This is a genomic window from Nakamurella panacisegetis, assembly GCF_900104535.1.
GTDB classification, from domain to species: Bacteria; Actinomycetota; Actinomycetes; order Mycobacteriales; family Nakamurellaceae; genus Nakamurella; species Nakamurella panacisegetis.
In genome coordinates this window covers 2,805,039-2,824,343 of sequence record NZ_LT629710.1, presented here as the reverse complement: position 1 = coordinate 2,824,343, position 19,305 = coordinate 2,805,039, and the positions used below count along the sequence as shown (strand labels likewise).

Here is a 19,305-nt window from a genome sequence, read left to right as displayed (position 1 = left end):
CTTGCGGTGCACCCGGGGGTAGGAAGCGGGAACTTCTCATCGCGGTGGGCGGCGGCCGGTTTCCAGCCGGCCGACCGCCTCACCTCGACGATGGCTTCCAGATCAATTCACGAGTTCGTCCACCGAGGCCGACTCGTTGCGGGACAGGTTGATTCCGAGGTTGGCCGCGGCCCGCTCGAGATCGTCGTCATCGGTGTCACGCATTTCGATGGTGGCGCCGTCGCTCGACAGCACCTCGACGTTCAGGCACAGGGCCTGGAGCTCCTTGAGGAGCACCTTGAACGACTCGGGGATACCCGGCTCCGGGATGTTCTCGCCCTTGACGATGGCCTCGTAGACCTTGACGCGGCCCACGATGTCGTCGGACTTGATGGTCAGGAGCTCCTGCAGCGTGTACGCCGCGCCGTAGGCCTGCATGGCCCAGCACTCCATCTCACCGAAGCGCTGGCCACCGAACTGGGCCTTACCGCCGAGCGGCTGCTGGGTGATCATCGAGTACGGACCGGTCGACCGGGCGTGGATCTTGTCGTCCACCAGGTGGAGCAACTTGATGATGTACATGTAGCCGACGGCCACCGGGTACGGGAACGGTTCGCCGGTGCGGCCGTCCATCAGCAGCGCCTTGCCGTCTTCCTTGACCAGACGCTCGCCGTCGCGGGTCGGGGTCGTGCTGCCGAGCAGCCCGATGATCTCGTCCTCGGTGGCGCCGTCGAACACCGGCGTGGCGGTGCGGGTGAACGCCGTCGCCGAGCGCGCGCTGTCGTCCAGGTACTGCGCCCACTGCGGGGTGCCCTCGATGTCCCAGCCCTGTGACGCCACCCAGCCCAGATGGGTCTCCAGGATCTGGCCGACGTTCATCCGGCGGGGAACACCGTGCGGGTTCAGCACGATGTCGACGGGGGTGCCGTCGGCGAGGAACGGCATGTCCTCCTGCGGGAGGATCTTGCCGATGACGCCCTTGTTGCCGTGACGGCCGGCGAGCTTGTCGCCGTCCTGGATCTTCCGCTTCTGGGCCACGTAGACGCGGACCAGCTCGTTGACGCCAGGAGGCAGCTCGGCCCCGTCCTCTTCGCGGTTGAAGACGCGGATGCCGATGACCTTGCCGGTCTCGCCGTGCGGCACCTTGAGCGAGGTGTCGCGGACTTCCCGCGCCTTCTCACCGAAGATGGCGCGGAGCAGCCGCTCCTCCGGGGTGAGCTCGGTCTCGCCCTTGGGCGTGACCTTGCCGACCAGGACGTCGCCGTCCTGGACCTCGGCCCCGATGCGGATGATGCCGCGCTCGTCCAGATCGGCCAGCACGTCCTCGGAGACGTTCGGGATGTCCCGGGTGATCTCCTCCGGCCCGAGCTTGGTGTCGCGGGCGTCGATCTCGTGCTCCTCGATGTGGATCGAGGTGAGCACGTCGTCCTGGACGATCCGCTGGCTCAGGATGATCGCGTCTTCGTAGTTGTGACCTTCCCACGGCATGAAGGCGACGAGCAGGTTCTTGCCCAACGCCATCTCGCCACCGTCGGTGCAAGGTCCGTCGGCGAGGACGTCGCCGGCCTCGACCCGCTGACCCTCGTCCACGATCGGCTTCTGGTTGAAGCTCGTGCCCTGGTTGGAGCGGCGGAACTTGTGCAACCGGTACGTGCGGTGGGTGCCGTCGTCGGCCATCACCGAGACGTAGTCGGCGGTCGCCTCTTCGACGACACCGGCCTTCTCGGCGATGACGACATCTCCGGCGTCGACCGCCGCGCGCGCTTCCATACCCGTGCCGACCAGCGGAGACTCGCTGCGCAGCAGGGGGACGGACTGACGCTGCATGTTGGCGCCCATGAGCGCACGGTTGGCCTCGTCGTGCTCCAGGAACGGGATCATCGCGGTGGCGACGGAGACCGTCTGGCGCGGGGAGACGTCCATGTACTCGACCTGGTCCGGCGTGACCTGGTCGACCTCGCCGCCCTTACGACGGACGAGCACGCGGGCCTCGGAGAAGTGGCCGGACGCGTCCAACTTCGCGTTGGCCTGGGCGATGACGTAACGGTCCTCCTCGTCGGCGGTGAGGTAGTTGATCTCATCGGTGACGGAACCGGCCTCGACCTTGCGGTACGGGGTCTCGATGAAACCGAACGGGTTCACCCGGGCGAAGGTGGCCAGCGAGCCGATCAGGCCGATGTTCGGGCCTTCCGGGGTCTCGATCGGGCACATACGTCCGTAGTGCGAGGAGTGCACGTCACGGACCTCGAGCGAGGCGCGGTCACGGGACAGACCGCCCGGCCCGAGGGCGGACAGACGACGCTTGTGGGTCAGACCGGCCAGCGGGTTGGTCTGGTCCATGAACTGCGACAGCTGCGACGTGCCGAAGAACTCCTTGATGGAGGCGACGACCGGTCGGATGTTGATCAGAGTCTGCGGCGTGATGGCCTCGACGTCCTGGGTTGTCATCCGCTCGCGGACCACACGCTCCATGCGGGACAGGCCGACCCGGATCTGGTTCTGGATCAGCTCACCCACGGTGCGCAGCCGGCGGTTGCCGAAGTGGTCGATGTCATCGGTCTCCACTGGCAGGTTCTGGCCACGGATGGTCCAGTTCTCCTGGCCGTCGTGCAGACGCAGCAGGTACTCGACGGTCGAGATCAGGTCGTCCTCGGTGAGGGTGCCCACCGACGTCGGCGAGTTCAGGCCGAGCTTCTTGTTCAGCTTGTACCGACCGACCTTGGCCAGGTCGTAGCGCTTGTCCTTGAAGAACAGGTTCTCCAGCAGGGCCTGCGCGGATTCCTTTGTCGGCGGCTCGCCCGGGCGCAGCTTGCGGTAGATGTCCAGCAGGGCCTCGTCGGTGCCGGCGATGTGGTCCTTCTCCAAGGTGGCCAGCAGGACGGGCGACCACGCGAACTTCTCGCGGATGCGCTCGGTGTCCCAACCCAGCGCCTTGAGCAGCACGGTGACCGGCTGACGGCGCTTGCGGTCGATGCGGACGCCGATGGTGTCGCGCTTGTCGATGTCGAACTCGAGCCAGGCACCGCGGGAGGGGATCACCTTAACGGCGAACACCTCCTTGCCCGCGGTCTTGTCCAGCGTCCGGTCGAAGTACACGCCCGGGGAGCGGACCAGCTGCGAGACGACGACACGCTCGGTGCCGTTGATGATGAAGGTGCCCTTGCTCGTCATCATGGGGAAATCACCCATGAAGACCGTCTGGGACTTGATCTCACCGGTCTCGGCGTTCATGAACTCGGCGGTGACGAAGAGCGGCGCCGAGTAGGTCATGTCCTTGTCCCGGCACTCCTCCTCGTTCGCCTTGACGTCGTCGAACCGGGGATCCATGAACGAAAGGGAGAGGTTCCCGGAGAAGTCCTCGATCGGGGAGATCTCTTCCAAGATCTCGTCGAGGCCACTGGGGGTCGGCTCGGACTGCCGATCCTTCCAGGCCTTCGCGCCCACGAGCCATTCGAAGGACTCGGTCTGCAGGGCGAGAAGATTCGGTACCTCCAGCGGTTCGCGAAGCTTCGCGAAGGAGACCCTTTTCGTGGTCCCGCCAGAGGTCGATGAGGTGGTCTTGGGCGAACTCGTGACTGCCAAGATGCGTCCTTCCAAGGACAAGCGCCGTCGGTCTACTGTGCTGTCGTGCTGGTGTTGCCGTTACTTCGATCGAACTCCTGTACTACGATCTGCCTGACGCGGGCACGATGCCGTCCGGCTCGAGATTCCCTGGGGTCGCCACCGGCTGGGTCCGAAACGATTTGCTGATCCGGACCCCTCCTTGAGGATGACGACGCGGTGACCGCGAGACTGACGGCGCCCGCCGAAGTTTTGCCTGATCACGCACGACCCAGCCCTGGCGAAGGGGCCGAACCGGTCGATGGCAGCAAAAAGTAGGCAGCGCAAACACGCAGCCTAGCAGCAATGGACACAACTGTCCAGACGTGCCCTGGCGGGCGGATGCCGGGGGGCCGACTCTTCGATGGCTACCACCTGGTTGTCACGAGCAACCGGTGCTTCACAGCGATCTTCGGGCCCTACCGCACAGCTCCAACCTCGCGGGGAACGGCGCCCGAGACCACACGGGAGCCGACGTCGCTGGACCAAGCGTGGCCCGCCAGGAGCGATCCGTCAAGAAGGCTGGCCGATCAATTTCTCCCCGCCCCCGATCGCGGGCCGTCCGCGCGTACGTGGTCCGATCTGCGGCAACACCATGTGCACGGTCCTGACCGGATGCCGCATCGGATCAGGATGTGGCCATCGCCGCGGGGGACAGTGCCTTGAGCGTGACCCTCGCCGCCACCGCCACCGTCTCGTTCCACTCCCGGACCGGCTCATCAGCAGCCGTGGCCGCCCCGACACTAGTGGTGGCACACCGCCTCGACGTTGTTACCGTCCGGGTCGCGAAGGAACACCGCGTAGTAGCCGGGGTGATACTCCGGCCATTCCCGCGGGGCGTGCAGCACCTCGATGCCGTCGGCCACGGCGATCGCGTGGACCGCCCGGACCTGGTCGCGGTCGGCGGCGGGGAAAGCGATGTGCAGACCGCGACTGGGCTCAGTGCCCGGTTCGAAGGGCGAGATCCAGAACTGCGGATTGCCGTCCGGACCACTGAACCCGACGACCGCGGTGTCCCCTACCGGTATGCGCATGGCCTCGCGGAAGCCGACCGGTGCGAAGACCTTCAGGTAGAACGCAGCCGAGGTGTCGACGTCACGGACCTGAACCCCGAAGTGATCGATCATGGCCAAGAAGGTAGACGGTCGCCGGTGGCAGCGCACGGCGAGAGCCGGCCGGGACCGCGACGGGCTGAGCGGCCGGACGCAACAACCCGGGTGTCGGTGTCCGTGGCTAACGTGACCGCTACCGACCGTCCCAGCCGAACCGGCAGTCCGAGGAGTCACATGGTGTCCTGGCGTGAACTCGGTGGGCCGGCCCGGGGGATCGGTACGGCCGTCCTGTTGGCCGTCGACGCGGCGCAGTCGGCCGATCGACCGGCCTTCGAAGCGGCCGTCGTCGAGCTGTCGGCGCAACCGGCGGAGCCGACCGGGCTGCTGCTGGGCGCGTTGATTCGCCAACTGTTGGAAGACCAGCACGTCGACGGTCTCGACGCCGACGACATCCGAACCGTTCTGAGCCGGTCCTACGCCGCAACCACCCTGTGGCTACCGGCCGACACGGTCCGGGTGGAGGCCCTGCTCGCCGTGCTGTCGAGCGCCCTCGGTATCCACGAGCCCGGAGTCACCTACCAGGAAGTCGCCCGGCCATCGGTCGCCGCCGATTGGCGGGACCCTGACCTGCCGGGCGACCGTCCGATCGTGCCGCGGGCCCCGACGGCGGCCGAGTACGGGCGACACGCTCCCCTGTTGCTGGCCGACCTGTTGTCGACCGGGGGCCGCCCGCTGGTTCGCTACCTGGACGCGGCCTTCGCGGAGATCGCCCGGGCGGAGGCGATGGAACTCCCTTGAGGTTCGTGGCGGCGGCTTCGCCGGCCCAGCAAAAAGACTGCTGGGGCGGAACCACCTTCGTGGTTCCGCCCCAGCGGCGGTGATGCAGGTGCCACCCAATCGGGCGGCGGCGCGGATGCGCGGAATTACTTGACGGTCGCCTTGGCGCCGGCCTCTTCGAGCTTGGCCTTGGCGGCCTCGGCGGCCTCCTTGGTGGCCTTCTCGAGGATCGCCTTCGGAGCAGCGTCGACCAGGTCCTTGGCTTCCTTCAGGCCGAGGCCCGACACGAGCTCGCGGACGGCCTTGATGACCTGGACCTTCTTCTCGCCGGCGGACTCGAGGATGACGTCAAACTCGTCCTGCTCCTCGGCAACCTCGGCGGCGGCGGCCGGGCCGGCCGGGCCGGCAACGGCAACCGGAGCGGCGGCGGTAACGCCGAAGGTCTCTTCGAACTGCTTGACGAACTCGGAGAGCTCGATCAGGGTCAGTTCCTTGAAGGCCTCGAGCAATTCGTCGGTGGTGAGCTTCGCCATGATGGGCGTCCTTTCATTGGTACGTATCCCCCGCATCAGCAGATGCGTTCGCAGGGTGTCACGTGAGGGTTGGGGTGTACCGGTCGATCCGACCGGGTGCTACTGGTCGGATCAGACCGAAACTTCGGCCGTCTCCTGCGTGGTCGCCTCGGCCGCCGGGGCGTCCTCGACGGGGGCGTCGGCCACAGCCGGTGCGCCCTCTTCCTCGGTGCGCTTCTCGACCAGGGCCGCGGAGAGCCGCGCCACCTGGGACGGAAGAGCGTTGAGGACGATCGCCGCCTTGGTCAGTGTGGCCAGCATGGCGCCGGCCATCTTGCCGAGCAGCACCTCGCGGGACTCCAGGTCGGCCAGCTTGCCGACCTCCTTGGCATCCAGCGCCTTGCCGTCGAGCAGACCGCCCTTGATGACCAGCAGCGGGTTCGCCTTGGCGAAGTCGCGGAGCACCTTCGCAGCGTCAACGGGCTCGCCGCTGATGAATGCGACGGCCGTCGGGCCGGTGAACAGATCGTCCAGACCTTCCACCCCGGCGTCAGCGGCTGCCCGCTTGACCAGGGTGTTCTTGGCGACGGTGTAGGCGGTGTCGCTGCCCAGAGACTTACGGAGCGTCGTGAGCTGCGACATCGTCAGACCGCGGTATTCGGTGACGACCGCGGCGGACGAATTGCGGAACTGGTCCGCGATCTCGGCGACAGTCGCCACCTTGTCGGGCTTTGCCATCCTCGCCTCCTTCCTCGTTCGTAGTTCGTGCGGAACAAACATGGCTCGTGACCACCGACCGCAGGAACGACAAACGCCCCGGCCGCAAGGGCACGGGGCGTGGAGGCAGGTGAACCTGCTCGGGAACCTCGTCCTCCTGCGTGGGCCATTCGCGTCTCGCGAACCTTCGCCCGCGAAACCCTTCACAGGGCACGCGGGAGCCGACGGTCTTCGGTGGAACTGTTCCAGGCTACGGGACCACCCGGTGAAGCACCAAATCAGTCCGGCGCGGGAGGTCTCACCCGGTGAAGACGTCGGCTGCGGGCGGTACCTTGATCACGACCGCCGAGTTGTAACCGCTGACCGTCATGGTGATGGCCGTCTTCGATCCGCTCATCGTCGTGTTCGTCGCGACTCGGACCAGCCGGAACGACGAATCCACCCAGACGTCGACCTCGCCGGAGGTGAGCGTCGTCAGGGTGTATCGGTGGGCGCTCTTGCCGGCGACCTTCTGTACCCCGCCATCCTGGATGGCGGTCGCCGCCGCCGCGAGCTCGCGGTACTGGGACACGCCGGCCGACGTGGTAAGTCCGTCCATCTGCTGGGCCAGCGCGCGGAGGGTGGAGTTCGACGATGCTGTGCTGGCCAGCGCCCACTTCTTCGACCCCGCACCAACCGCGGCCAGGACGGTGTCACCCCCGAGGTACACCTTCCCCCCGACGAGCAGGAAACTCATCGGAAGACTCTGCCCTCCGGCCTTGATGAAGACCGACATCGACAGACCGGACACGCTGGGACCTGACAGGGTCTCGCTGAACGTGCCGTCCATGGAGATCGTGGACGACGCCATGCTCAGCGATCCGCGGACGGTCTTCACCGTGGCATTCGCGGCTTCCAGCTTCCGGGCGAACGTCGGACCATCCATCTTTCCGCCGGTGGTCGCCTCGGACGGCCTGCTCGTCGAGTCCGTCCCGGTGGTCCGCGGAACGTGGGACACCACGGTCGGCGAGGCCGAGGAGGTCCGATGGGAGCTGATCCCGGTCGGAGCGGTCGAGGCGATGGTGATCGGGCCGGTTGCCGCCGTCGACGACGGCAGGTCGACCGCACCGGCCACCGGAGACGCGGAGCCGGACACGGAGGTGGCGCAGGCCGCCGTGATCAGGACGGCGGTGAGCCCGGCGGCCAGCCGCCACACCCCGCCGCGGACAGTCGGACGTCGGCGCTCTCGGAACATGAATCCCCCACTTTCCGCCCCCAGGTTCCCACGACCAGGCGCTCTGTTGGGCGTCAGCATGCCATTGCCGTCCGGCGGCCCCGCACCGCGCTCCGCGTGGGCGACCGCGCACGGTCGGAACGACGAAAGACCCCCGACCGGGTTCCCGGTCGGGGGTCTTTCGTGATGTGTGTGCGCGGCCCCAGCCCGCGCAGCGCGGGTCAGCCTTCTTCGAGCTCGAGCAGGTTGCGGGTCCGTGCCGGATCGACCGGGATGCCCGGGCCCATGGTGGTGGAGAAGAAGACCTTCTTGACGTACTTGCCCTTCGCCGCGGACGGCTTGGAGCGCAGCACCTCGTCGAGGGCGGCGGCGTAGTTCTCGACCAGCTTCTCGGTCGGGAAGGAGACCTTGCCGATGACCAGGTGCAGGTTGGCGGCCTTGTCCACGCGGAAGTTGATCTTTCCACCCTTGATCTCCGTGACCGCCTTGGCCACGTCGGCCGTCACGGTGCCGGTCTTCGGGTTCGGCATCAGGCCACGCGGTCCGAGGACACGGGCGATACGGCCGACCTTGGCCATCTGGTCCGGCGTCGCGATGGCGGCGTCGAAATCGGTCCAGCCACCCTGGATGCGGGCGATCAGGTCATCGCTGCCGACCACGTCGGCGCCGGCGGCCTCGGCCTCGGCGGCCTTGTCGCCGACGGCGAACACGACGACGCGAGCCGTCTTGCCGGTGCCGTGGGGCAGGTTGACGGTGCCACGGACCATCTGGTCAGCCTTGCGGGGGTCGACACCCAGCAGGAGGGCAACCTCCACAGTGCTGTCCATCTTGGTCGCGGACGTCTTCTGAGCGAGTGCGGCCGCCTCGAGCGGGCTGTACAGGTTCTCGCGGTCGACGAGCTCAATAGCGGCCTTGTAGGCCTTGGAGCGCTTCATTTCCTTCTCCTGAATATCAAGTATGGGTGGAGTTCGTGGTTGTTCGGGCCGGCGCGGGCCCTCCCACTGGTGGTGCTGCGCATATCGAACCGCCGGATGAGTGGCGGTTGCCCGCCGAAACGGGCAGATCCGTCTGCGCCAAGCAGATCGATATGCGCGGGACTGGGTCAGCCCTGGACGGTGATGCCCATCGAGCGCGCGGTGCCGGCAATGATCTTGGCGGCGGCGTCGATGTCGTTCGCGTTCAGGTCGACCTGCTTGAGGGTGGCGATCTCGCGCACCTGGGCGGCCGTGATGCTGGCCACCTTGGTGGTGTGCGGGGTGCCCGAACCCTTCTCGACGCCGGCGGCCTTGAGGAGCAGCCGAGCAGCGGGAGGGGTCTTCAGCTTGAAGTCGAACGTACGGTCTTCGTACACGGAGATCTCGACCGGGACGACGTCCCCACGCTGCGACTCGGTCGCAGCGTTGTAGGCCTTGCAGAACTCCATGATGTTGACGCCGTGCTGACCGAGCGCGGGTCCGACCGGCGGTGCCGGGTTGGCCATTCCGGCCTTGATCTGCAGCTTGATGACCGCTGCAAGCTTCTTCTTCTTCGGAGGCATTTCTCTTCCTGATTTCTGCTGGGTGTGTGGTGCGGATATCCGGGCCGTCGCCGCTGGGGAGCGGTCGGTCCGAAGACTGGATTCAGATCTTGGCGACCTGGGAGAACGACAGCTCGACGGGAGTCTCACGACCGAAGATCGACACGAGCACCTTGAGCTTCTGGGCGTCGGCGTTGACCTCGTTGATGGTGGCCGGCAAGGTCGCGAACGGGCCGTCCATGACCGTGACCGACTCGCCGACGGAGAAGTCGACCTCGGTACGGACGCTCGAGCCGGCCGTCACATTCCCTTCGCCGGCGGCGGCCTTCTTCGGCGCGGCCGGGACCAGGATCTTCACGACGTCGTCGATCGACAGCGGCGAGGGCCGCTGGGCCGTGGCCCCGACGAAGCCGGTGACGCCCGGAGTGTTCCGGACAGCACTCCAGGACGCGTCGGTCAGATCCATGCGGACCAGGATGTAGCCCGGGTAGACCTTGCGCTGGACCTGCTTGCGCTGGCCGTTCTTGATCTCGGTGACCTCTTCGGTCGGGACCTCGATCTGGAAGATGTACTCCTCCATGTCCAGGGACTTGATCCGGGTCTCGAGGTTGGTCTTGACCTTGTTCTCGTAGCCGGCGTAGGAGTGCACGACGTACCACTCGCCCGCCGCACGGCGAAGAGACGCCTTCAGCTCCGCGATGGGGTCGACCGGTTCGGCGTCGATGTCAGCCGGAGCCGACTCGGGCGCGTCTTCGGCGGGCGCGGCTTCAACGGCAGGTTCCCCGTTGTTCTCGTCGTCGGCAAGAACCAACTCGGCATCGCCGGTGGTCTCGTCGGTCGACACGTCCTCGGCCAACTCTGGGTTGCCGGTGGAATCGACAGGGCTCGACACGGTGGAACTCACTTCCTCATCTGGCTTCACAACTGCGTGTTGGCTGCGGTCATCGTCGATGAACGCGGCACATGGGGTAATGCCGGCGGTACTGGCCGATCCACCGCTCGCCGGAACGGCGGACGATCAGCCGAAGATCGTCAGCACGCCCTTGGCGAACAGCAGGTCGAGGCCGGCTGTGAGAGCCACCATGACAACGACGAAGACGATCACGACGATGGTGTAGGTGACCATCTGGTTCCGGGCGGGCCAGATGACCTTCCGCAATTCGGCGACGACTTCCCGGAGGAACCGACGCAGACGTGCGAACAAACTGCCTCGGGAATCACGACCAGTGTCGCGAGCCCGGGTGGCGGCGCCCTTCGCCGCGGTGGTGCCGGCGCGGACGCCGCTACGGCGGGCGGCCGCACGGGCCGATCCGGCCGACGCACCGACCAGGGCCGACTCGCGGACGGGCGCCGCAGCACCCTCCTCGTCGTCGGACTCGGAGACCTCGACGGCCTCCGGCTGCTCACTCGCGGACTCCTTCACCAGGTTCACATCCGACTCGGTCGAGTCGGTCGAACCGGCCTCCACGACGGCGTCGTCGGGGGTGTCGCCAGCCGGAGGTACGGCACGGCCCTCGCCCGCCTCGGAATCGTCGCTCACTCGTGGTCCTCGTCTCGTGCTCTGGCGTGACGAGGACCCTGCGGCCCTCGCCGTCGTACCGGTCGTACTGCTCGTTCTGGGCAGGGGCGACAGGACTTGAACCTGCAACCTACGGTTTTGGAGACCGTTGCTCTACCAATTGAGCTACGCCCCTCTGTACATCTCGCTGCACATCTGGGCCCTGCACCTACCGCCTACTGCCAATCCGCACCGGCGGTATTCGCAGATCCGGGATGCACCCGTCCGGCCCGTTGGACGCAGGCAGGCTCGAATACACCCCAGAGAGGTCAAGTGTAGGGCACGGTCGGCCCGACCGGCGAACCGTCGTCCCGGGACGCGTTCACGATGGGGTCCCCTCGGCCACGCCGGCCGCCGCCGGGACGGGCGGCGGAGCGACCGATCCGCGGCGGCGGGGCTGGGCCACCAGCACCCGACGCCGTCCGGTGCTGCCCTGCTCGATGGCCTCGACGGTCCGCCGGACGACTGTGGTCACCAGTTCCTCCACCGGCCACCGATAGCTGGACAGCGGCGGGGTCAGCAGCGCCGACAGCGGATGGTCGTCGAACCCCATGACCGAGACGTCCTGGGGCAGTGCGAGGCCGAGCTCACGGGCGGCCGCGTAGACGCCGTACGCCAGCGAATCGGACAGGCACAGCACCCCCGTCGGTCGGTCGGCCGCGCTGAGCAGGCGCCAGGCAGCGGCCGTGGCGCCCTGCAGGTCGTGCGGAGCGGTGACCAGGCGGACGTCGATACCCAGGGCCGGGCCGACCCGGTGCACGACCGCCTCGGCCGGACGGTCCGGGGTGCTCTCGCTCATGGAGGTCAGGACGGCGACCCGACGATGCCCGGCGTTGGCCAGCTCGCGCAGTGCGTCGGCGACGGCCGCCTCGTTGTCGAACACCACCTCCGCCGCGGTAGCCGCCCCGGGCAGCCCATCCCCGATCGACACCAGCACCACCCGTTCGGCGATGCCCGCCCAGTGAGCGGCCTTCGGGTCGATGGGCATGGCGATCAGTGCATCGACCCGCTGGTCGACCAGCCGCGCAGCCAGCGTCCGCTCCTGCTCGGGGCTGTTGGTCGCATCCACGATCAGCGCCTGCCGGCCGGCCTGGAGCAGACCTCGCCCAAGAGCGGCGGCGACGCCCTGCTGCCAGATGTCCTCCAGCGACCCACAGAGGAGCCCGACGTTGCCCGTCCGCCCGGAGGCGAGGGCCCGGGCGATCGGATCCGCCTGATAGCCCAGTCGCTCGGCTGCTTCACGCACCCGGTCCTGCGTCTCCACCGGTACCTGCAGGCCGCGCAGCGCATAGGAAACGGCGGCCGCCGACAAGCCGGTCTCCTCGGCGATGTCCTTGAGGGTCGGCCGGCGGCGGCGGTCGGGCATTCAATCACGGTAGCCGTTGGCGCCGACAATGAGCCCGGAAGCAGTCAGCCAGCCCGGCTGGACGGGGCAGGCGCTGATGCAGGGAGCGGCCCGAACCGGGCGTCTCCACCTGCTACGCCACTGGTAAACAGCTCGTTTCGTGGGCGTCACCGGGCTTGACAGGCATCTGGTGAAGCGGTTCACTGATACGTATCAGTGAACCGCTTCACTGCAGTTCAGAAGGAGGCGCCGGTGGGGAGGATCGCGGGCGCCATCGATGTTCACCAGCATCTGTGGCCGCGGACATTCATCGACGCCCTCCGCCGGTCGGACTCCTACCCGCGCCTCGACGGATGGACTCTGGCCCTACCCGGCGAACCGCCGTTCCAGGTGCGCCCCCAGGACCACGATCCGGCCGCCCGGCGAGCGTTGGACCCCGATCTGGCCATTGCCATCGTGTCTCTGTCCAGTCCCCTGGGCATCGAGGCGCTCCCGGTGGACGTGGCCGAACCCCTGCTGGACGCGTACCACCGGGGCGCCGCCGCCCTCCCGACGCCGTTCCGGGCCTGGGCCGCGGTGCACAGCACCGAACCGGACCTCGCCGGACTGGCCGCACGGCTGGCCGACGGCTTCGTCGGGCTGCAGATCCCGGCCACGTCGATGCGCACCCCACGGGCCGTCGAGCGGCTGGCCCCGGTGTTGCGCGTCTGCGAGGAGGCCGACAAGCCGGTGCTGGTCCACCCGGGTCCGGTCGCGCCCTCCGCGGAGGCCGAGGAGCTCCCGTCCTGGTGGCCGGCCGTGGTCGACTACACGGCCCAGATGACGGCGTCCTGGTGGTCGTGGCAGGTGGCGGGACGGCCCATGCTCCCGCAACTCCGCATCTGCTTCGTCGCCGGCGGCGGCCTGGCTCCGGTCCACCACGAACGGTTCTCCGTCCGCGGCGGCGGCAACCCGGCGCCGATCGACCGTCTGACCTTCGTGGAGACCTCGTCCTACGGGGCCAGGGCCGTCGACGCCCTGGTCCGGGTGCTCGGCATCGACGTCGTCGTCAACGGCACCGACCGGCCGTACGCGGGACCGACCCAATTCCGCATGGGCGACGCCGCCGACCACGCCTTCAGCGTCGCCAACCCCACCCGCCTGCTCGAAGGAGGCCCAGCATGACCGTTCCCGCAGTCACCGCCGTCGTTCCATCCCGACTTCCCGACGACCTCGCGGACGAGGCGGCCACCATCGTCACGCTGCCGTCCACCGAAGGCCGTCCGGTCAACGGCGCGAGGCTCATCGCCGACGTGGTGGCCAACGCCACCGGCGGCATCACCCTGGAGAACCTGCCCGGCCGGGACCTGGACTCGGAGGAACTGCGCGAACTCGCCGCCGGGATCGCGGCGGACACCAATCGATGGGCCGAGCACGTCGCGTTCTCCGACGACAAACGGCACTACGTCTCCCTGCACCGCGACACCCACGTGGACATCTGGGTGCTGTGCTGGACGCCGCAGAACGACACCGGCTGGCACGACCACGACATCTCCTCGGGTGCCGTCGCCGTCACCCAGGGTTGCCTGACCGAGCACAACCTGGCCGTCGGCGCCCCGAGCATGTCCACCGACGTCCAGGACGGCTTGGTATTCGCCTTCGGCCCGGACCACATCCATCGCCTGACCGGCCGCGACGCGGGGAGCGTGTCGATCCACGCGTACTCGCCCCCGCTGTGGCGGATGGGCCAGTACACGGTCAGCGGCAACGGCATGCTGCGCCGCCGGTCCGTCTCCTATGCCGACGAGCTACGCCCGTTGGACGACATGATCTGAGCTGCGCCGGCCGGCGAGCCTGTCCAGCGCACCGCCGGCCGCCGTACTCCTAAGACCGGGCCGGGGCGGGCCGACCGGTCAGCTCGGCCAACGCCGGGAGCAGGTCGATGGCCAGGGCTAGGTCCTCGGTGAGATCCCGGTCGCGGAGATCCGTCGGCAGGGCCGCGCACCGAGCCAGGATCTCCTCGATGCGCCCCGCGGGCGGCCGGTCGAGCATGCGCAGGGCCCGCACGGCCGTCACCAGCTCGCAGGCCACCAGTTGCCGGTACCGATCGGCAATCGTCAGGCACTGCGTGGCCGCGAGCGACGCGAACGAGGCGTCCTCCTCCACGCCGCGAGACAGGGTCACGGTCTGGAGGCCGGCCGGCGCCGCAGCCGCCCGCATCGCCCCGAGCGCCGAGGCGGCCACGTACTCGCAGACCATCACCCCGGATGCGCCGGGCGTACCGTCGCCGAGGAACGGCGGGAGCCCGGTGAAGGACGGCTCGATCAGCGTGGCCATCCGGGCCAGCACGAGCTGGCCACTCTGCGCCACCGCCAGGGCCAACGAGTCCAGCGCCATCTGCAGGTAGGCCTGGTGGAAGCCGGCGTGGTGAGCCACCACACCGCCAGTGGGATCGGCGTCGTCGACGGCGACCAACGGGTTCTCGGTCGGCGCGTTGGCCAGTCTCGAGACCACCTCGGCGGCCTCGGCCACGCGATCCAGTACCGGGCCGTTGACCTGTGGGATCGCTCGCAGACCGAACGGATCCTGGATCCGCGCGGCCGCCCGTCCGGACGGCCCCGACCGGCGACTGCCGAACGGGTCGGCCCCGATCAGTGAGCGCATCGTCCGGGCCGCGTCCGCCGCTCCGGCGAACGGCGTGGTGCGCAGGGCCCCGTCGGAGTACGCCTCGGCGTTGCCGTCGACCGCGTGGAAGGTAAGTGCCGCGACCACGAGAGCGGCAGCGGCGGACTCCTGGATCGAGGACACGGCCAGCGCGGCGTCGGCGATCACCGCCGCGTTGCTGGAAATGAACGCCAGACCATCGGCCGGCCCGAAGCCGGTGATGTGCCGCACCGGCGAGGAGGTCGGGCCCTCCCCCATCAGCGCCAAGGCCGTGGTGGCCAGGGCGGACAGGTCACCGGTGCCGATGCTGCCCAGCTCCCGGACCGCGGGCAGGGCGTCGTCGGCGATCATCGCGACCAATCCGTCCAGGACCTGCGGGTCCACGCCGCTGCCGCCGGTGGCCAGCTGGTTCAACCGCACCACGAGCATGGCGCGCACCCGCTCGGGCGACCGCCGCTCGCCGGTCGACGCGGCGTGGCTGCGCAGCAGCCGGACGGCATGATCGCCCGAATCACCCGGAACTGAGACTGTGCGGTTCGCGCCGACGCCGGTCGAGCGGCCGTACAGCGGACGCTCGCCCGCGGTGCGGTCGGCGAACTCCTGCGACCGCCGAGCCCGCTCGCGGCCGGTGACCGCCAACTCGATCGGCCGGGTTCGAAACGCGGCCGAACGGATACCGGCGACGGTCAGGGAACGGCCGTCGACCACCAACGGCTCGACGCCGGATCCGCTCCCGGCCTGATCAGCAGTACCCACGTTGCCTTCCCATTTCGTCGTCGTCTCGGTCCTCGGGCCGGTGACCGGCCCGGATGAAAGCGGTGTAACGCCATTGTCACGAACCCCGGTAGGTCTTGACGGACGATCCGCGCCGGGCCAAGGTTTCACTCGTTGGCAGCATTCTTCCGCTGGTTGGCAAGAAAGAAGCCTCGGATGACCGAAGTATCCACGAACGGACTTCCCGCGCGAATGTTGGCTTCCGGCCCTTCGTCGTCCACCCGTGCCGTCGAACGCGCGATGGATCTGCTGGCCGAGGTCTGCGACCAGGGCGAGATCGGCCTGGCCGAGTGCGCACGACGCGCCGGTCTGGCCCCCAGCACCGCCCTCCGCCTCCTGCGCACCCTGGAGACCTCGAACCTGGTCAGCCGGGACGAGCGCGGGCTGTTCCGGGCCGGGCCGCGGCTGATCCAGCTCGGCGCGGCCGCCCTGAGCCGACAGGCCCTGGTCGTCGCGGCCGAACCGGCATTGCAGCGCATCGTGGGGGCCTGCAGCGAATCGACGTACCTGTGCCTACCCGGTCCCACCGACACCGCTGTCTACGCCGGCATGGTCGAAGGTCTGCACTCGGTCCGGCACACCAGCTGGATCGGTCGGAGCATCCCGTTGCGCGGTACCGCCGCCGGCGCCGCCTTCCGCGGCGAGGTGCCCCCATCGGGCCACGTCGTGATGCGGTCAGCGGTCGAGCCGGACGTCACCGCCATCGCCGCTCCCGTCTGTCGGCCGGCGCCCCCCGGAGGACGGGCGGCGGCGGTCGCCGTGATCTCTGTCGTGGGTCCGACCTACCGTATCGATGACGAGCAGGCCGCGCGCATCGGTGCCGCGGTCAGCGCCGAGGCCCGTCTCCTCGGCGAACAGTTCGCCGTGCCGACCCGCCCGGGCCGGCTCGTCATCGCAGAGACCGGATGAGGAACGGAAATGCCGAGCACGGGGCGACCACCGGTCGTCGACGCAGCAGTACGAGCCAACCGACCAACAGGAGCGAGCATGGCGGGGTCCGCATGATCAAGTTCGACTCAGTGACCAAGAGGTACCCCGACGGCACGGTGGCGGTCAACGACCTGAGCCTGACCGCTCCGTCCGGGCAGATCACCGTGTTCGTGGGGCCGTCCGGGTGCGGCAAGACGACCTCGCTGCGCATGATCAACCGGATGATCGAACCGTCCGGCGGCACGATCTGGCTTGACGACCAGGACACCGGCAAGGTGCCGCCGGCCACCCTGCGACGGGGTATCGGATACGTCATCCAGCATGCCGGTCTCTTCCCCCACCGGACCATCCTGGACAACATCATCACGGTGCCCAGCCTGCTCGGACACAACAAGAAACAGGCCAGGGCCAAGGCCATGGAGCTGATGGAGCGGGTCGGGCTCGAGGCGCGGTTCGCCGAGCGCTATCCGGCTCAGCTGTCCGGCGGCCAGCAACAACGGGTCGGCGTGGCCCGGGCCCTGGTCGCCGACCCGCCGGTGATGCTGATGGACGAGCCGTTCTCCGCGGTGGACCCGGTCGTCCGGGAACAGCTGCAGCAGGAGTTCCTAAGGCTGCAATCCGAACTCGGCAAGACCATCGTCTTCGTCACCCATGACATCGACGAGGCGATCAAGCTGGGCGACCAGGTCGCTGTGCTGAACGTCGGCGGGGTGCTGGCCCAGTTGGCCAGCCCGGCCGAGCTGCTCTCCCATCCGGCCAACTCGTTCGTGGCCGGCTTCGTCGGACGCGACCGCGGGTACCGTGCCCTCGGCTTCGCGACCGACACGGTGCCCGTCCGGTCCGAGACCACCGTCGCCGTCGGCGCCACGGTGGCCGAGGGAGTCCGGGCGGCCGAGGACGGGTGGGTACTGGTCGTCGACAGCGCGAACAGCCCGCAGGGCTGGTTCAACGTCGACCACGGCGTCCATGACGGGTCGATGCAGATCACCCCGGCCATCCTCAACCTCGGAGGGACTTTGGCCACCGAGGGCGGGACCCTGCGCAACACGCTCGACGCGGCCCTGTCGTCGCCGTCCGGGCGCGGCGTCGTGGTCGACGAGGACGGCCGCTTCCGCGGCACGGTGACCGCCGCCGAGGTGGTCGCGCGCATCGAGGCCAGGGCCGCCGCCGGCCGGTACGGAGCACCGGCGGTGAGCGGCTGATGCTGACCTACTTCCGCGACCACGCCAGCGGTCCGACGGGAGTGTGGGCCTACCTGTGGGCCCATTTCTACCTGTCCGTGCTGCCCGTGGTCATCGGCCTGGTGATCGCCCTCCCGTTGGGCTGGCTGGCGGCCCGCTACAAGTTCGCCTACCCCGCGCTGATCAGCATCGCGGGCCTGATCTACACGATCCCCTCGCTCGTGCTCTTCGTCGCGATGCCCGGCATCCTGCACACGCAGATCCTGTCCGTCGTCAACATCATCGTCGCCCTCGCCGCGTACGCCGTCGCGCTGCTGGTCCGAGTGGTCGCCGACGGCCTCAAGTCCGTACCGGCGGAGACCAAGCAGGCGGCCACGGCGATGGGTTACAAGGCCGTCGGCCGCTTCTTCGCGGTGGAGCTGCCCCTCGCGGTGCCGGTCATCGCGGCCGGCGTCCGGGTGGCGACCGTGTCGAACGTCAGCTTGGTCGCCGTCGCCACGCTGGTCGGTACCGCGCAACTCGGGACCTTGATCGACACCGGCTTCCACGCCGGAAACGATCCGTACAGCCCGATCGGACTGGCCATCGTTCTGTGCCTGCTGCTGGCGCTGGCCCTTGACTTCCTGATCCAACTGATCAGCCGGCTGCTCACCCCGTGGCGCAAGGCGGTGCCGAACCCGTGAACGATCTGTGGAACTACCTCACGACCAGCGCGAACTGGCACGACAACGGCGGCGACACCGGTCTGTGGACGGACATCGTCCAGCACCTGACCTACTCGTTCATCGCGGTGTTGATCGCCGCGGTGGTCGCCTTCCCGGTCGGGATGGCGATCGGCCACACCGGCCGGGGCCGGGCCGTCGTCGTCGGCGCGGTCAATGCCAGCCGCGCGCTCCCGACCTTCGGCCTCATCGTGCTGCTCTACGTGATCCTGTCCCCGCACTTCCACGGGCACAGCAACACCGTCTTCATCCTGCCGGTGGAGATCGTGCTGGTGCTCCTGGCCATCCCGCCGATCCTGTCCAACACCTACGCCGGCATCCAGCAGGTGGAGCCGGCCATCAAGGACGCGGCGAAGGGAATGGGTATGACCGGGGGTCAGGTCCTGCTCCGCGTCGAACTCCCCAACGCGCTGCCGCTGATCATCTCTGGCTTGCGCAGCGCCATCCTGCAGGTGATCGCCACCGCGACCGTCGGGGCGTACATCGGCCTCGGCGGCCTCGGGCATCCGATCTACAACGGCTTCCAGAGCGGACCTTTCCAGGACACACCGGACAGCCACACGGCCACCGGGCAACTGCTCGCCGGCGCGGTGCTGGTCGCGCTGCTGGCGTTGGTGGTCGATCTCATTGTGGCAACGATCCAGCGCTATGTGACGTCTCGGGGAATTACCGCCAGATACAAAAGGTCGCACCTACGAGCACCCGTGGTGGCTGTTCCCTAGCTATCCGTTTTCCCCTATCGGTGCGCCATCCAAGAGGCGCCCCGGACCCTTCACAAGGAGAAAC

General features: G+C 68.5%; 18 protein-coding genes and 1 tRNA gene. 7 read left to right on the top strand and 12 right to left on the bottom strand.

From position 1 onward, the window contains the following. Positions 1-102: 102 nt before the first annotated feature. Positions 103-3,561, bottom strand: a complete 3,459-nt coding sequence (gene rpoB / locus BLS97_RS12505; protein WP_157695385.1) for a DNA-directed RNA polymerase subunit beta — start codon at positions 3,559-3,561, stop codon at positions 103-105. Positions 3,562-4,322: 761 nt separating this feature from the next. Then, positions 4,323-4,706: a VOC family protein gene (locus BLS97_RS12500; RefSeq protein ID WP_090476305.1), complete on the bottom strand. Its 384-nt coding sequence runs from the start codon at positions 4,704-4,706 to the stop codon at positions 4,323-4,325. Positions 4,707-4,865: 159 nt separating this feature from the next. On the opposite strand from BLS97_RS12500, the gene BLS97_RS12495 reads away from it, so the two are divergent. Next, positions 4,866-5,429, top strand: coding sequence for a hypothetical protein (locus BLS97_RS12495; protein ID WP_090476303.1), 564 nt, complete (start codon positions 4,866-4,868; stop codon positions 5,427-5,429). A gap of 125 nt (positions 5,430-5,554) precedes the next feature. On the opposite strand, the gene rplL is transcribed toward BLS97_RS12495, so the two are convergent. The 9 genes from rplL to BLS97_RS12450 form a co-directional block, all read right to left on the bottom strand. Further along, entirely contained in the window at positions 5,555-5,941 is a 387-nt protein-coding gene (rplL, locus tag BLS97_RS12490) for a 50S ribosomal protein L7/L12 (RefSeq protein WP_090476301.1), read from the bottom strand. Positions 5,942-6,052: 111 nt separating this feature from the next. Next, positions 6,053-6,658 carry a 50S ribosomal protein L10 gene (gene rplJ, locus BLS97_RS12485; RefSeq protein ID WP_090476299.1) on the bottom strand — a complete coding sequence of 202 codons (606 nt, stop codon included), beginning with the start codon at positions 6,656-6,658 and terminating at the stop codon, positions 6,053-6,055. Positions 6,659-6,935: 277 nt separating this feature from the next. Next, the gene (locus tag BLS97_RS12480) at positions 6,936-7,871 is read right to left on the bottom strand and encodes a hypothetical protein (RefSeq protein WP_157695384.1); all 936 of its coding nucleotides are present in this window, start codon (positions 7,869-7,871) and stop codon (positions 6,936-6,938) included. Between the two features lie 200 nt (positions 7,872-8,071). Continuing rightward, positions 8,072-8,785 (bottom strand): 50S ribosomal protein L1, encoded by a 714-nt coding sequence (rplA, locus tag BLS97_RS12475; protein ID WP_090476295.1) that lies wholly within the window; start codon positions 8,783-8,785, stop codon positions 8,072-8,074. Positions 8,786-8,952: 167 nt separating this feature from the next. Further along, complete coding sequence (gene rplK / locus BLS97_RS12470) at positions 8,953-9,387, bottom strand: 50S ribosomal protein L11 (RefSeq protein ID WP_090476294.1); 435 nt, start codon at positions 9,385-9,387, stop codon at positions 8,953-8,955. 82 nt (positions 9,388-9,469) lie between these two features. Further along, complete coding sequence (nusG, locus tag BLS97_RS12465) at positions 9,470-10,270, bottom strand: transcription termination/antitermination protein NusG (RefSeq protein ID WP_090482105.1); 801 nt, start codon at positions 10,268-10,270, stop codon at positions 9,470-9,472. Positions 10,271-10,384: 114 nt separating this feature from the next. Next, the gene (gene secE, locus BLS97_RS23875; RefSeq protein ID WP_231988081.1) at positions 10,385-10,906 is read right to left on the bottom strand and encodes a preprotein translocase subunit SecE; all 522 of its coding nucleotides are present in this window, start codon (positions 10,904-10,906) and stop codon (positions 10,385-10,387) included. 81 nt (positions 10,907-10,987) lie between these two features. Further along, positions 10,988-11,060: transfer RNA gene (locus BLS97_RS12455), tRNA-Trp, on the bottom strand. Between the two features lie 186 nt (positions 11,061-11,246). Then, positions 11,247-12,290, bottom strand: a complete 1,044-nt coding sequence (locus BLS97_RS12450; RefSeq protein WP_090476292.1) for a LacI family DNA-binding transcriptional regulator — start codon at positions 12,288-12,290, stop codon at positions 11,247-11,249. A gap of 231 nt (positions 12,291-12,521) precedes the next feature. Here BLS97_RS12450 and BLS97_RS12445 point away from each other — a divergent pair, with 231 nt between their 5' ends. Both BLS97_RS12445 and BLS97_RS12440 read left to right on the top strand, forming a co-directional pair. Next, positions 12,522-13,433 (top strand): amidohydrolase family protein, encoded by a 912-nt coding sequence (locus BLS97_RS12445; RefSeq protein ID WP_231988080.1) that lies wholly within the window; start codon positions 12,522-12,524, stop codon positions 13,431-13,433. Beyond that, positions 13,430-14,083: a cysteine dioxygenase gene (locus tag BLS97_RS12440; RefSeq protein ID WP_090476290.1), complete on the top strand. Its 654-nt coding sequence runs from the start codon at positions 13,430-13,432 to the stop codon at positions 14,081-14,083. The genes BLS97_RS12445 and BLS97_RS12440 overlap by 4 nt, the downstream gene beginning before the upstream one ends. Positions 14,084-14,132: 49 nt before the next feature. Here the strand turns inward: BLS97_RS12440 and BLS97_RS12435 are convergent, their stop codons facing one another. After that, positions 14,133-15,668 (bottom strand): aromatic amino acid ammonia-lyase, encoded by a 1,536-nt coding sequence (locus BLS97_RS12435; RefSeq protein ID WP_197676157.1) that lies wholly within the window; start codon positions 15,666-15,668, stop codon positions 14,133-14,135. A 174-nt stretch (positions 15,669-15,842) separates the two neighbouring features. Here BLS97_RS12435 and BLS97_RS12430 point away from each other — a divergent pair, with 174 nt between their 5' ends. From BLS97_RS12430 to BLS97_RS12415, 4 genes are all read left to right on the top strand, one after another. Continuing rightward, complete coding sequence (locus tag BLS97_RS12430) at positions 15,843-16,595, top strand: IclR family transcriptional regulator (RefSeq protein WP_197676156.1); 753 nt, start codon at positions 15,843-15,845, stop codon at positions 16,593-16,595. 92 nt (positions 16,596-16,687) lie between these two features. Continuing rightward, entirely contained in the window at positions 16,688-17,818 is a 1,131-nt protein-coding gene (locus BLS97_RS12425) for an ABC transporter ATP-binding protein (protein WP_090476286.1), read from the top strand. After that, positions 17,818-18,480, top strand: coding sequence for an ABC transporter permease (locus tag BLS97_RS12420; RefSeq protein WP_090476285.1), 663 nt, complete (start codon positions 17,818-17,820; stop codon positions 18,478-18,480). The genes BLS97_RS12425 and BLS97_RS12420 overlap by 1 nt, the downstream gene beginning before the upstream one ends. After that, entirely contained in the window at positions 18,477-19,241 is a 765-nt protein-coding gene (locus BLS97_RS12415; protein WP_197676155.1) for an ABC transporter permease, read from the top strand. The genes BLS97_RS12420 and BLS97_RS12415 overlap by 4 nt, the downstream gene beginning before the upstream one ends. The last annotated feature ends 64 nt before the right edge of the window (positions 19,242-19,305 follow it).

Excerpts from the sequence above, each read along its gene's own strand:
- BLS97_RS12500 (WP_090476305.1), bottom strand. The coding sequence starts at position 4,706 with ATGATCGATCACTTCGGGGTTCAGGTCCGTGACGTCGACACCTCGGCT.
- BLS97_RS12495 (WP_090476303.1), top strand. The coding sequence starts at position 4,866 with ATGGTGTCCTGGCGTGAACTCGGTGGGCCGGCCCGGGGGATCGGTACG.
- rplL (WP_090476301.1), bottom strand. The coding sequence starts at position 5,941 with ATGGCGAAGCTCACCACCGACGAATTGCTCGAGGCCTTCAAGGAACTG.
- rplJ (WP_090476299.1), bottom strand. The coding sequence starts at position 6,658 with ATGGCAAAGCCCGACAAGGTGGCGACTGTCGCCGAGATCGCGGACCAG.
- BLS97_RS12480 (WP_157695384.1), bottom strand. The coding sequence starts at position 7,871 with ATGTTCCGAGAGCGCCGACGTCCGACTGTCCGCGGCGGGGTGTGGCGG.
- rplA (WP_090476295.1), bottom strand. The coding sequence starts at position 8,785 with ATGAAGCGCTCCAAGGCCTACAAGGCCGCTATTGAGCTCGTCGACCGC.
- rplK (WP_090476294.1), bottom strand. The coding sequence starts at position 9,387 with ATGCCTCCGAAGAAGAAGAAGCTTGCAGCGGTCATCAAGCTGCAGATC.
- BLS97_RS12450 (WP_090476292.1), bottom strand. The coding sequence starts at position 12,290 with ATGCCCGACCGCCGCCGCCGGCCGACCCTCAAGGACATCGCCGAGGAG.
- BLS97_RS12440 (WP_090476290.1), top strand. The coding sequence starts at position 13,430 with ATGACCGTTCCCGCAGTCACCGCCGTCGTTCCATCCCGACTTCCCGAC.
- BLS97_RS12430 (WP_197676156.1), top strand. The coding sequence starts at position 15,843 with ATGACCGAAGTATCCACGAACGGACTTCCCGCGCGAATGTTGGCTTCC.
- BLS97_RS12425 (WP_090476286.1), top strand. The coding sequence starts at position 16,688 with ATGATCAAGTTCGACTCAGTGACCAAGAGGTACCCCGACGGCACGGTG.
- BLS97_RS12420 (WP_090476285.1), top strand. The coding sequence starts at position 17,818 with ATGCTGACCTACTTCCGCGACCACGCCAGCGGTCCGACGGGAGTGTGG.